The sequence below is a fragment of the Actinacidiphila acididurans genome (assembly GCF_016918855.1).
Classification (GTDB): Bacteria; Actinomycetota; Actinomycetes; order Streptomycetales; family Streptomycetaceae; genus Actinacidiphila; species Actinacidiphila acididurans.
The window spans coordinates 267,013-279,396 of sequence record NZ_JADKYB010000012.1; the positions used below are offsets into that span (position 1 = coordinate 267,013).

Annotated in this window: 8 protein-coding genes; 7 read left to right on the forward strand and 1 reads right to left on the reverse strand. The window is 68.3% G+C overall.

All coding sequences use genetic code 11. The annotated features are described in order from the left end of the window. The first annotated feature begins 14 nt into the window (after positions 1 to 14). Positions 15 to 455, forward strand: coding sequence for a hypothetical protein (locus ITX44_RS22980; protein ID WP_205359205.1), 441 nt, complete (start codon positions 15 to 17; stop codon positions 453 to 455). Positions 456 to 529: 74 nt separating this feature from the next. On the opposite strand, the gene ITX44_RS22985 is transcribed toward ITX44_RS22980, so the two are convergent. Continuing rightward, a complete protein-coding gene (locus ITX44_RS22985) occupies positions 530 to 2,059 on the reverse strand; it encodes a UDP-N-acetylglucosamine 1-carboxyvinyltransferase (protein WP_205359206.1) in 1,530 nt (509 codons plus the stop codon). Between the two features lie 364 nt (positions 2,060 to 2,423). On the opposite strand from ITX44_RS22985, the gene acnA reads away from it, so the two are divergent. The 6 genes from acnA (at position 2,424) to ITX44_RS23015 (ending at position 12,261) form a co-directional block, all read left to right on the forward strand. Then, positions 2,424 to 5,141 carry an aconitate hydratase AcnA gene (gene acnA / locus ITX44_RS22990; RefSeq protein ID WP_307795443.1) on the forward strand — a complete coding sequence of 906 codons (2,718 nt, stop codon included), beginning with the start codon at positions 2,424 to 2,426 and terminating at the stop codon, positions 5,139 to 5,141. Between the two features lie 1,018 nt (positions 5,142 to 6,159). Further along, a complete protein-coding gene (ngcE, locus tag ITX44_RS22995) occupies positions 6,160 to 7,566 on the forward strand; it encodes an N-acetylglucosamine/diacetylchitobiose ABC transporter substrate-binding protein (protein ID WP_205359208.1) in 1,407 nt (468 codons plus the stop codon). A gap of 87 nt (positions 7,567 to 7,653) precedes the next feature. Next, entirely contained in the window at positions 7,654 to 8,586 is a 933-nt protein-coding gene (locus ITX44_RS23000) for a carbohydrate ABC transporter permease (RefSeq protein WP_205359209.1), read from the forward strand. 13 nt (positions 8,587 to 8,599) lie between these two features. Continuing rightward, positions 8,600 to 9,535 carry a carbohydrate ABC transporter permease gene (locus tag ITX44_RS23005; RefSeq protein WP_205359210.1) on the forward strand — a complete coding sequence of 312 codons (936 nt, stop codon included), beginning with the start codon at positions 8,600 to 8,602 and terminating at the stop codon, positions 9,533 to 9,535. A gap of 259 nt (positions 9,536 to 9,794) precedes the next feature. Then, on the forward strand, positions 9,795 to 10,997 hold the full coding sequence (locus ITX44_RS23010) for an ROK family transcriptional regulator (RefSeq protein WP_205359211.1): 1,203 nt from the start codon (positions 9,795 to 9,797) through the stop codon (positions 10,995 to 10,997). A gap of 139 nt (positions 10,998 to 11,136) precedes the next feature. Further along, entirely contained in the window at positions 11,137 to 12,261 is a 1,125-nt protein-coding gene (locus tag ITX44_RS23015; protein WP_205359212.1) for a sugar ABC transporter substrate-binding protein, read from the forward strand. Positions 12,262 to 12,384 lie beyond the last annotated feature (123 nt).

Below are 12,384 nucleotides of genomic sequence, written 5' to 3' on the forward strand. Positions count from 1 at the left end.
GACAGTGGTGCCCCGTGATCACAAGAGGTCTGCGCAGACGCATGGTCGCGCTCTGGTCGGCGGCGGCCGCCGCCCTGCTGCTGGGGGTCGCCGTGCCGCAGTCCGCCTCGGCCGACACCATGCGCACGTTCAACGTGGCGCTCAGCTGTTCCTACGGCCTGCCGTACGGCCTGAGCGTCGACAACGGCTCCGGCTGGTACTACCCCGACGGTTCGAGCTACGCGTCCGGCGGCGTCAAGTACTTCACCGTCTACATCCCCGCGAGCGCCACCTCCCTCGCGATCAACACCAGCTTCTGCGAGACCGACCCGAAGACCCCCTACTGGGAGGGCTACCGCTACACCATCACCCCGGGCACCTCGACCATCAGCGCGAACGGCTACTGCAACGACGAGTACGTCTACCCCGGCCCGTTCGTCCGCTACTGCTCACTCACCGCACTGACCTACTCCTGACCCGGGGAAGCCGCCGGCGCCCGGCCCGGCCCGCGTTCACGCGGTGCGGCCCGGGCGCCGGCGGCGTCATGCGCTCAGATGTCCCGGAAGATCTCGATCTGCGCCCCGATCGTGTTCAGCCGCTCGGCCAGGTCCTCGTAGCCGCGGTTGATGACGTAGACGTTGCGCAGCACCGACGTGCCCTCGGCGGCCATCATGGCGAGGAGGACGACCACGGCGGGGCGCAGGGCGGGCGGGCACATCATCTCGGCGGCGCGCCAGCGGGTGGGGCCCTCGACCAGTACGCGGTGCGGGTCGAGCAGCTTGACCTGGGCGCCGAGCCGGGTGAGTTCGGTCAGGTAGATGGCCCGGTTGTCGTAGACCCAGTCGTGGATGAGGGTCGAGCCCTGGGCGGTGGCCGCGATGGCGGCGAAGAACGGCACGTTGTCGATGTTGATGCCCGGGAAGGGCATCGGGTGGATCTTGTCGATGGGCGAGCTGAGCTTGGACGGGCGGACCGTGAGGTCGACCAGCCGGGTACGGCCGTTGTCCGCGCGGTACTCCGGGGACAGCTCGTGGTCCAGCCCCATCTCCTCCAGCACCGCGAGCTCGATCTCCATGAACTCGATCGGCACCCGGCGAATGGTCAGCTCCGACTCGGTGACCACGGCGGCGGCCAGCAGGCTCATCGCCTCCACCGGGTCCTCGGAGGGCGCGTAGTCCACGTCCCGCTCGATGTGCGCGAGGCCGTGCACGGTGAGCGTGGTGGTGCCGATGCCCTCGACCCGCACGCCCAGCTCCTCCAGGAAGAAGCACAGGTCCTGCACCATGTAGTTGGAGCTCGCGTTGCGGATCACGGTGACGCCCTCGTACCGGGCGGCGGCCAGCAGCGCGTTCTCGGTCACGGTGTCGCCGCGCTCGGTCAGCACGATCGCCCGCTTCGGGGTGATGGCGCGGTCCACCACGGCGTGGTACGAGCCGTCGGTCGCGGTCACGTCCAGGCCGAAGTGCCGCAGCGCGTTCATGTGCGGCTGGACCGTACGGGTGCCCAGGTCGCAGCCGCCCGCGTACGGGATCTTGAAGCGGTCGGTGCGGTGCAGCAGCGGCCCGAGGAACATGATCACGCTGCGGGTGCGCCGCGCGGCCTCGGTGTCCATCGCGTCCAGGTCGAGCTCGGCCGGGGGGACTATCTCCAGGTCGTTGCCGTCGTTGATCCACCGGGCCTTGACGCCGACGCTGCCGAGCACCTCCAGGATCCGGTAGACCTCCTCGATCCTGGCCACCCGGCGCAGCGTGGTGCGCCCGGCGTTGAGCAGGGTCGCGCACAGCAGCGCCACGCCCGCGTTCTTGCTGGTCTTGACGTCTATGGCGCCGGACAGCCGGCGTCCGCCGACCACCCGCAGATGCATCGGGCCCGAGTAGCCCAGCGAGACGATCTCGCTGTCGAGTGCCTCGCCGATGCGGGCGATCATCTCGAGGCTGATGTTCTGGTTCCCGCGCTCGATCCGGTTCACCGCGCTCTGACTGGTGCTCAGCGCCTCGGCCAACTGCGCCTGAGTCCACCCGCGGTGCTGCCGCGCGTCCCGGATGAGCCTGCCGATACGTACCAGGTAGTCGTCGGTCATACTGTTGAGACTATCTCACATATGAGATACAGCAACTCAACAAGCCTCACTTGTGACACACCTGCCACACAATCCCGGCCGACCGGTGACACAACCCCTCACCAGCCGCTCCCACCGTACCCGCCGCGCCCGGCCGCGACGCGCCCACCCCCGTCTGCTGCCCGGCGAACGGGTGAACCCGGCCGCCCGGTGCCGGGAAACCGTCGCGGGCCTGCGGTCATGGTCCGGTGGCGGGCGGGTACCCGCCGGACGGGCGTGATAAAACTGCGGTAGAGTTATCTTGACATCGAGATATCTGCCGAAGCGCGCCGCCGGGTCGGCGGAATGCGGTGGTACGCGCGAGACATGCATGAAGGAGACTGTCGTGTCGGCCAACAGCTTCGACGCCCGCAGCACTCTGCAGGTGGGCGACGAATCGTACGAGATCTTCCGGCTTGACAAGGTGGCGGGGTCGGACCGGCTGCCGTACAGCCTGAAGGTGCTGCTGGAGAACCTCCTGCGCACCGAGGACGGCGCCAACATCACCGCCGACCACATCCGCGCGCTCGGCGGCTGGGACTCGCAGGCCCAGCCCAGCCAGGAGATCCAGTTCACGCCGGCCCGGGTGATCATGCAGGACTTCACCGGGGTGCCGTGCGTGGTGGACCTGGCCACCATGCGCGAGGCGGTCAAGGAGCTGGGCGGCGACCCGGCGAAGATCAACCCGCTGGCCCCGGCCGAGCTGGTCATCGACCACTCGGTCATCGCCGACGTCTTCGGCGCACCGGACGCCTTCCAGCGCAACGTGGAACTGGAGTACGGCCGCAACAAGGAGCGCTACCAGTTCCTGCGCTGGGGCCAGACCGCCTTCGACGAGTTCAAGGTGGTCCCGCCCGGCACCGGCATCGTTCACCAAGTGAACATCGAGCACCTGGCCCGCACCGTCATGGTCCGCGGCGGCCAGGCGTACCCCGACACCCTCGTCGGCACCGACTCGCACACCACCATGGTCAACGGCCTGGGCGTGCTCGGCTGGGGCGTGGGCGGCATCGAGGCCGAGGCCGCCATGCTCGGCCAGCCGGTGTCCATGCTCATCCCGCGGGTGGTCGGCTTCAAGCTCACCGGTGAGCTGCCCACCGGCACCACCGCCACCGACCTGGTGCTCACCATCACCGAGATGCTGCGCAAGCACGGTGTGGTCGGCAAGTTCGTGGAGTTCTACGGCGAGGGCGTCGCGTCGGTGCCGCTGGCCAACCGCGCCACCATCGGCAACATGTCCCCGGAGTTCGGCTCCACCGCCGCGATCTTCCCGATCGACGCCGAGACGCTGGGCTACCTGAAGCTGACCGGCCGCTCCGCGCAGCAGCTCGCGCTGGTCGAGGCGTACGCCAAGGCGCAGGGCCTGTGGCTGGACCCGGCCGCCGAGCCGGACTTCTCCGAGAAGCTGGAACTGGACCTGGCCACCGTCGTGCCGTCCATCGCCGGCCCCAAGCGGCCGCAGGACCGTATCGTCCTGGCCGAGGCCGCCCAGCAGTTCGCCCACGACGTGCGCAACTACGTCTCGGAGGACGAGGAGGCGGGCAAGGAGTCCTTCCCGGCCTCCGACGCGCCCGCCCTCGACCACAACGGCGTGCCCACCAAGCCCACCCTGGTCACCCCCGCCGAGGGCGCGCCGTACGAGATCGACCACGGCGCCGTCACGGTCGCCGCGATCACCTCCTGCACCAACACCTCCAACCCCTATGTCATGGTCGCCGCCGCGCTCGTGGCCAAGAAGGCGGTGGAGAAGGGCCTGACCCGCAAGCCCTGGGTCAAGACCACCCTGGCGCCCGGCTCCAAGGTCGTCACCGACTACTTCGACCGCGCGGGCCTGACCCCCTACCTGGACAAGCTCGGCTTCAACCTGGTCGGCTACGGCTGCACCACCTGCATCGGCAACTCCGGCCCGCTGCCGGAGGAGGTCTCCAAGGCGGTCAACGAGGCCGACCTCGCGGTCACCAGCGTGCTGTCCGGCAACCGCAACTTCGAGGGCCGGATCAACCCGGACGTGAAGATGAACTACCTGGCCTCGCCGCCGCTGGTGGTCGCCTACGCCATCGCCGGCTCGATGAAGGTGGACATCACCCGGGACGCGCTGGGCACCGACCAGGACGGCAACCCGGTCCGCCTCAGCGACATCTGGCCGTCCGAGGCCGAGGTCAACGAGGTGGTCGCCTCCGCCATCGGCCAGGAGATGTTCCACCAGTCCTACCAGGACGTGTTCGCCGGCGACGCCCAGTGGCAGGCGCTGCCGGTGCCCACCGGCAACACCTTCGAGTGGGACCCGCAGTCCACCTACGTGCGCAAGCCCCCGTACTTCGAGGGCATGGGCCACGAGCCGGAGCCGGTCACCGACATCACCGGCGCCCGCGTGCTGGCCAAGCTCGGCGACTCGGTGACCACCGACCACATCTCCCCGGCCGGTGCCATCAAGGCCGACACCCCGGCCGGCAAGTACCTCACCGAGCACGGCGTGGAGCGCCGCGACTTCAACAGCTACGGCTCGCGCCGCGGCAACCACGAGGTCATGATCCGCGGCACCTTCGCCAACATCCGGCTGCGCAACCAGATCGCGCCGGGCACCGAGGGCGGCTTCACCCGCGACTTCACCCAGGAGGGCGGCCCGGTCGGCTTCATCTACGACGCCTCCGCCAACTACCTCGCGCAGGGCGTGCCGCTGGTCGTCCTGGCCGGCAAGGAGTACGGCTCCGGGTCCTCGCGCGACTGGGCGGCCAAGGGCACCGCGCTGCTGGGCGTCAAGGCGGTCATCGCCGAGTCCTACGAGCGCATCCACCGCTCGAACCTGATCGGCATGGGCGTGCTGCCGCTCCAGTACCCCGAGGGCGCCTCGGCGCTGAGCCTGGGCCTGACCGGCGAGGAGACCTTCTCCATCACCGGCGTGACCGCGCTCAACGACGGCAGCACCCCGCGCACCGTCAAGGTCACCACCGACAGCGGCGTGGAGTTCGACGCGGTGGTCCGGATCGACACCCCCGGTGAGGCCGACTACTACCGCAACGGCGGAATCATGCAGTACGTGCTGCGGTCGCTGCTGCGCAAGTGACCCGCATTTGCGTGCCCGACCGGTGAGCCGGTGAGAAGCACAGAACAAAGCACAGAACAAAGCACAAAACAAAGCGCGGAACAAAGCACGGAACGAAGCGCGGGGCGGCAATAGGCACCGCGGGACAGACGAATCGCGCGCCCGGCTCCGGCCGGGCGCCGGAATCGCAATGCGGCGGGCCGTATTCCCCCACGGGAATGCGGCCCGCTGTGCGTTGTGCGCCCGCCGGAAACGGTTCCGGTCCCGCCGCCGCAGGGGCGCACGGATGCCCCTGGATGACGGACCGTCAGGCCGATCACGCCCGCCACCGGGAGGGATGCCCTCGCGTCCCCAGCCGCCCCACGTCTTCGCCGCCGTACCACCGGCCGCGGCCGCGCGACGGCGTGCGGCGCACCGGATAGCGCCGCGATTTCCGCCCGGAGGAAGGCGCGCCGTACGGGATTCGGCCACACCGGCGGTACAACCTGAACACCACGGACACCACCGACATCTCACCTTCCCGCGCCCGCGGTGCGTTCCGGGGCGGCCGGCGAATCCCCCGGGGCCGGAAAAGGGAACAGGGAATCGAATGACGGGGGCGCAGTCGGTGGGTACGCCGCCGTCGGCGGGTAGGTGCGGGGGAGTGGCGGGGGCCCGGGCGCGGGCCCGCCGGACGGACCGTCACGGGGGCGCGCGCAGTGGTGCGCAGGAGTGCGGAGGGGTGAGCCGGCGGCGCGTGGCCGGTCCTGCACCACCGATTCGGACTCGACGTTTCAGACAGGTCTCAACTCGGGAAAGCTTGTCGACCCCGCTGGTTCCGATCTTGCCCTGTCCGAGCCAAGTGGACTATACCTGTCCGCGTCCAAGGAACCCGCTGAGGGCGGGACGCGCGGGGGTGTGAACGGGTGGCGTCGCCGTCCGTTTTCGATATCGTTCCTCGCCTCACTGGACGTACGGCATCACTCACGCTTCAACTGTTCGCGGTCGTCGGCGGATTCCGCTGCACCGCATGAGTCCTGGAGAAGGCGAGGACTTGAGCATGGGATCCGAAATCAACCGCCGGAATCTGGTCAAGCGTTCAGCGGCGCTGGGCCTGGTGGCCCTTCCGTCGGCCGGCCTGCTGAGCGCCTGCGCGTCGAGCGGGGGCGACGACAACAGCTCCAGCAACAGCAGCAGCGCCACGCCCACCGCGACGTCCGCCGACAACCCGCTCGGCGTGGACCCCGCCAAGCCGCTGGACGTGCTGATCTTCAAGGGCGGCTTCGGCGACGACTACGCCAAGCGGTTCGAGGGCCTGTACTCGAAGAAGTACCCCAACGCCAAGGTGTCGCACAACGCGACCCAGAACATCACCGGCCTGCTCCAGCCCCGGCTCAACGGCGGCACCCCGCCGGACGTCGTGGACGACTCCGGCAACGCCCAGATCAAGCTGGACGTGCTGCAGAAGGCCGGCCAGCTCACCGACCTCACCCCGCTGCTCGACGCGCCCTCCCTGGACGACCCGAGCAAGAAGGTGCGCGACACCCTGATGCCGGGCACCGTCGAACTGGGCACCATCGGCGGCCAGTTCGTCACCCTTCAGTACGTGTACACGGTCTTCGGCCTGTGGTACTCGAACAAGCTGTTCAAGCAGCACGGCTGGACCGCGCCCAAGACCTGGGCGGACTTCATCTCGCTCGGCGGCGAGATCAAGAAGGCCGGCATCTCGCCCTTCGCCCACCAGGGCAAGTACCCGTACTACATCAACGTCGCGATCGTCGACCTGGCGGTCAAGCACGGCGGCATCGACTGGCTGACCCGGCTGGACAACGCCGACGAGACCGTCTGGGACGACGACGCCGCCAAGCAGGCCATCAACGCGATCTACGAGATCGTCTCGAAGAACTACCTGCTGCCCGGCACCAACGGCATGACCCACATCGAGTCGCAGACCGCCTGGAACCAGTACAAGGCCGCGTTCATCCCCTGTGGCGCCTGGCTGGAGAACGAGCAGCTCAAGGCCACCCCCTCGGACTTCGAGATGACGTTCATGCCGATGCCCTCGCTGCCCGGCGACAAGCTGCCGTTCGAGGCCATCCGCGGCGGCGCCAACGAGCCGTTCATCGTGCCCAAGAAGGCCGCGAACGTGGCCGGCGGCCTGGAGTTCATGCGCTACATGCTGAGCAAGTCCGGTGCCACCGCCTTCGCGCAGAGCGCCAACTCCCTGTCGGTGCTCAAGGACGGCATCGGCCCGGACGTGCAGCTGCGGCCCGGCACCAAGTCCACCGTGACCGCGCTGACCGCCGCCGGCACCAACGTGTTCAACCCGACCTACCTGCAGGCCTTCAGCTCGCTCGACGTCGACATGGGCAACGCGAGCTCGGAGCTGATGGCCAACCGCATCAAGCCCGACGAGTGGCTGAAGCGCACCAAGGCGGCCACCGTCAAGGCCAAGAAGAACGCCTGACCACGAGGAGCGGTGGCGCCCCGCGGGCCGCGCGGCGCCACCGCTCAGGCCGGACAGCAGCAGCAGAGCGGAGCAGGGCCAGCAGCCATGAGAAACAGCAAATACCCCTTCATCGTGGGATTCCTCATCGTCCCGGTCGGCCTGTACGCGCTCCTGGTGCTGTGGCCGTACATCCAGACCTTCGGCTACTCGTTCACCAACTGGTCGGGCGAGTCGCAGAAGTTCGACATCATCGGCTTCAAGAACTACACGACGCTGTTCTCCGACGACGTGTTCCGCAAGGCGCTGTGGCACAACGTCCTGCTGCTGATCTTCCTGCCGGTGATCACCATCCTGCTGGCGCTGTTCTTCGCCTTCCTGCTCAACGTCGGCGGGCGCGGCGGCACCGGCGGCGTGACCGGCGTGCGCGGCTCGGCGTTCTACCGGGTGGTCTTCTTCTTCCCGCAGGTGCTCTCGGTGGCGATCCTGGCGGTGCTGTTCGAGGCGGTCTACCGCAGCGACAGCGCCGGCCTGCTCAACGGCGTCCTGGTGAAGCTGGGCCTGGAGGACAAGAACAACCCGATCGAGTGGCTCAATGACCCGAACCTGGTGCTGTGGTGCATCCTGGCCATCCTGGTCTGGTCGGGCGTGGGCTTCTACCTGGTGCTGTTCTCCGCGGCCATGCAGTCCATCCCCAAGGACATCTACGAGGCCGCGCTGCTGGACGGCGCCGGCCGCGGGCAGACCTTCTTCAAGGTCACCATGCCGCTGCTGTGGGACAGCATCCAGACCGCCTGGGTCTATCTGGCCATCGCCGCGATGGACGCCTTCGCGCTGGTCTCCTCGCTGACGCCGGGTGTGGCGTACGGCGGCGGGCCGGATTACCACAGCGAAGTGCTGTCCACGTACCTGATGCGCAACTTCCTCTACAGCGGCAAGAGCGGCTACGCGTGCGCCATGGGCGTCGTGATCCTCTTCCTCACCCTGATCCTGTCCATCGTCACGCTCCGGGTCACCCGGCGCGAGCGCATCGAGTTCTGACCGGGGGCGCGAGATGAGTACCACCACCACGGAACCGGCCGCCCCCGGCGCGCCCGACGCCCCGACCCCCGCCCCGGTCCGCGGGCCCGGCAAGGAGTCACGCTTCGGCGACAGCGGAGCGGTGCTGAACGTCTTCTCGCACGGCTTCCTGGCGGTGTGGGCGATCATGGTCGTCCTGCCGCTGGTGTGGATCGTGCTGAGCTCCTTCAAGACCGACGCGCAGATCGGCGGCAGTGCCTGGGCCTGGCCGCACCACTGGTCCCTGAGCGTCTTCCACCGCGCCTGGGACAAGGGCATCGGCAGCTTCCTGCTGCACACCGTGATCGTGATGGTCTTCTCCGTCACGCTGACCATGCTGCTCGGCTCGATGGCGGCCTACGTGCTCGCCCGCTACGAGTTCCGCGGCAACCGATTCCTCTACTACTTGTTCGTGGCCGGCGCGATGTTCCCGGTCTACCTGGCGCTGGTGCCGCTGTTCTTCATGGTCAAGAACCTCGGCATGCTCAACACCTACCAGGGCCTGATCCTGGTGTACGTCGCCTACTCGCTGCCGTTCACCGTCTTCTTCATGCACTCCTTCTTCCGCACGCTGCCGACGGCCGTGCACGAAGCCGCCATGATCGACGGCTGTTCGCACACCCGGGCCTTCTTCCAGGTGATGCTGCCGATGGCGCGCGCGGGCCTGCTCAGCGTGGGGATCTTCAACGTCCTGGGCCAGTGGAACCAGTACATCCTGCCACTGACCTTGATGCAGAAGCAGAGCGGGACCGACCACGACCACTCGGTGCTCACCCAGGGCCTGATGAACCTCGCGCTCCAGCAGGGCTACGCCGGCGACATGCCGGCCCTGTTCGCCGGCATGACGATCGCCATGATCCCGGTGCTGGTCGTCTACCTTTCCTTCCAGCGGCAGGTGCAGGCGGGCCTCACCGCGGGCACCCTCAAGTAGCGGCACCAAAACAGGACGCATCACGGCGAACCGGAGCGGCTCCGCGGATCACGCGGGGCCGCTCCGGGGCGTTCCCCGCGGCCGAAACCCATAACGGTGTGGCTCTCCCCCTTGACGGGACATCACCCCAAACACTCAACTTAGAGTTCACATGTTGTAGACGACGGGGTCTCACTGGTGTGGCACTACTGATACCGGCCGGGTCCCGTCCCGTGCGGGCAGTCGGGCACGTCCCGGCTGCCGGGCAGGAGTGGATGTCGTGGAGACTCCGGGATCGCAGTCATCACTGCACCGGGCCAACCTGGAGCGGGTCGTGCGGGCCGTACGGCTGGCCGGCTCGCTGACCCAGGCGGAGATCGCACGGAGCACCGGTCTGTCGGCCGCGACGGTGTCCAATATCGTCCGCGAGCTGCGGGACAACGGAACGGTGCAGGTCACGCCGACCTCCTCGGGCGGTCGGCGGGCCCGCAGCGTGGCTTTGTCCGGGGACGCCGGCATTGTCGTCGGCGTGGATTTCGGCCACTCCCACCTGAGGGTCGCCGTCGGCAACCTCGCCCACCAGGTGCTGGCCGAGCAGTCCGAGCCGATCGACGTCGACGCGTCGGCGTCGGAAGGCTTCGACCGGGCCGAGCAACTCGTGGCCCGGCTGGTGGAGTCCACCGGTATCCAGTCGGACAAGGTGCTGGGCGTCGGCCTCGGCGTGCCCGGCCCGATAGACGTGGAGTCCGGGACGCTGGGTTCGACCGCGATCCTCCCCGGCTGGAGCGGCATCAACCCGCGCCAGGAACTGTCCGACCGGCTCGGGGTCCCGGTCCAGGTGGACAACGACGCCAACCTCGGCGCGCTGGGCGAGTTGGTCTGGGGCGGCGGCCGCGGCGTGAAGGACCTGGCGTACATCAAGGTGGCCAGCGGCGTCGGCGCCGGGCTGGTGATAGACGGCAGGATCTACCACGGACCGGGCGGCACCGCGGGTGAGATCGGTCACATCACCCTTGACGAATCCGGCCCGGTGTGCAGGTGCGGCAACCGCGGCTGCCTGGAAACGTTTACCGCGGCCCGGTACGTGCTGGAACTGCTGCGCGGCAGCCACGGCGACGGCCTGACCGTGCCGCGGATGGTGCAGCTCGCCCGCGAGGGCGACCCGGGCTGCCGCCGGGTGATCGGCGACGTCGGCCGGCACATCGGCATGGGCGTGGCGAGCCTGTGCAACATCCTCAACCCCAGCCGGATCGTGCTCGGCGGAGACCTCGCGGAGGCAGGGGAGTTGGTGCTCGGGCCGATCAGGGAGTCGGTGTCGCGCTACGCCATACCGAGCGCGGCGCAGCGGCTCTCGGTGGTGCCCGGCGCGCTCGGCGCGAGAGCCGAGGTGCTCGGCGCACTGGCCCTCGTGCTGTCCGAAATGGGTGACTCCACGCTGCTGGACGGTAACGCACAGGTGGACACGCCCGCGTTTTCAGCATAACTGAGCGTTCACACAGCTAACGAAACGCGCCGTTGCCATCTCGTTAAGTGTTTACTTCTTGACGACATGGCGTCAGCCGGAGTTGACTCGCATCCACCTCGGCCGCGGTGTTGCGGCCCTGTCAGGGAGGCAACCTCACATGAACGCAATGACGCGTCGAATCGTCGTAGGAACGGCCATCGTGTCGCTCTCGATGATCTCCGTGGCCGCGTGCGGCAAGGCCGGCGGCGGCGACAAGGCGTCGTCGGGCTCCAGCTCCAGCTCCAGCAGCAACGGCGGCAGCACCGGCGCGAAGTCGATCGGCCTCCTCCTGCCGGAGAACGCCACCACCCGGTACGAGAAGTTCGACAAGCCCCTGATCGAGGCCAAGATCAAGGAACTGTGCGCGGACTGCACGGTCAGCTACGACAACGCCGCCGGGGACCCGCAGAAGCAGGCCCAGCAGGTCAACAGCATGATCACCAAGGGCGTCAAGGTCCTTATCGTCGACGCCCAGGACTCGGTCGGTATCCAGTCCTCGATCCAGGCCGCGACCGACAAGGGTATCAAGGTCGTCGCCTACGACCGCCTCGCCCAGGGCCCGATCTCCGCGTACGTCAGTTACGACAACGAGAAGATCGGCGAGCTGCAGGGCCAGGCGCTGCTGACCGCCCTCGGCCCGAAGGCCACCCCGAAGTCCAAGATCGTGATGATCGACGGTGACCCGGCCGACCCGAACGCCGCGCTCTTCAAGTCCGGTGCCCACAAGGTCCTGGACGGCAAGGTCGACATCGCCTACGAGCAGTCCGGCCTGTGGAAGGACACCGTCGCCAACCAGAAGGTGACCGCCGCGATCACCCAGCTCGGCAAGGCGAACATCGCCGGTGTCTACTCCGCCAACGACGGCATGGCCGGTGGTATCGCCACCGCCCTGAAGGGCGCGGGCATCAGCGTCCCGCTGACCGGTCAGGACGCCGAACTCGCGGGCCTGCAGCGCATCCTGGTGGGCCAGCAGACCGCCACGATCTACAAGGCGTACAAGCCGGAGGCCGACGCCACCGCCGAGATCGCCGTGGACCTGCTCGAGGGCAAGGACTTCAAGTCCGTCGCGGACACCACCGCCACCAGCGGCTCCGGCCAGACCGTTCCCGCCAAGCTGCTGCCGGCCACCTCGGTGACCAAGGACAACATCAAGGACACTGTCATCAAGGACGGTCTGTACACCCCGGCGCAGCTGTGCACCGGCCAGTACGCCTCCGTCTGCAAGACGCTCGGCATCCAGTAAGCACCACCACCCGTAAGCCTGTCCGGTACCCCGCTCCACTCAATCCACCCCGCTGCCGGGGCGGGGTACCGGACGGAAACGCTTACGGGTTCTCGCAGTTCGTGCAGGGGGCTTACCCCTGCC

What these genes read in the sequence shown, in the direction of transcription:
- ITX44_RS23005 (WP_205359210.1), top strand. Translation starts at nt 8,600, where the DNA reads ATGAGTACCACCACCACGGAACCGGCCGCCCCCGGCGCGCCCGACGCC.
- ITX44_RS22985 (WP_205359206.1), bottom strand. Translation starts at nt 2,059, where the DNA reads ATGACCGACGACTACCTGGTACGTATCGGCAGGCTCATCCGGGACGCG.
- ITX44_RS23000 (WP_205359209.1), top strand. Translation starts at nt 7,654, where the DNA reads ATGAGAAACAGCAAATACCCCTTCATCGTGGGATTCCTCATCGTCCCG.
- ngcE (WP_205359208.1), top strand. Translation starts at nt 6,160, where the DNA reads ATGGGATCCGAAATCAACCGCCGGAATCTGGTCAAGCGTTCAGCGGCG.
- ITX44_RS23015 (WP_205359212.1), top strand. Translation starts at nt 11,137, where the DNA reads ATGAACGCAATGACGCGTCGAATCGTCGTAGGAACGGCCATCGTGTCG.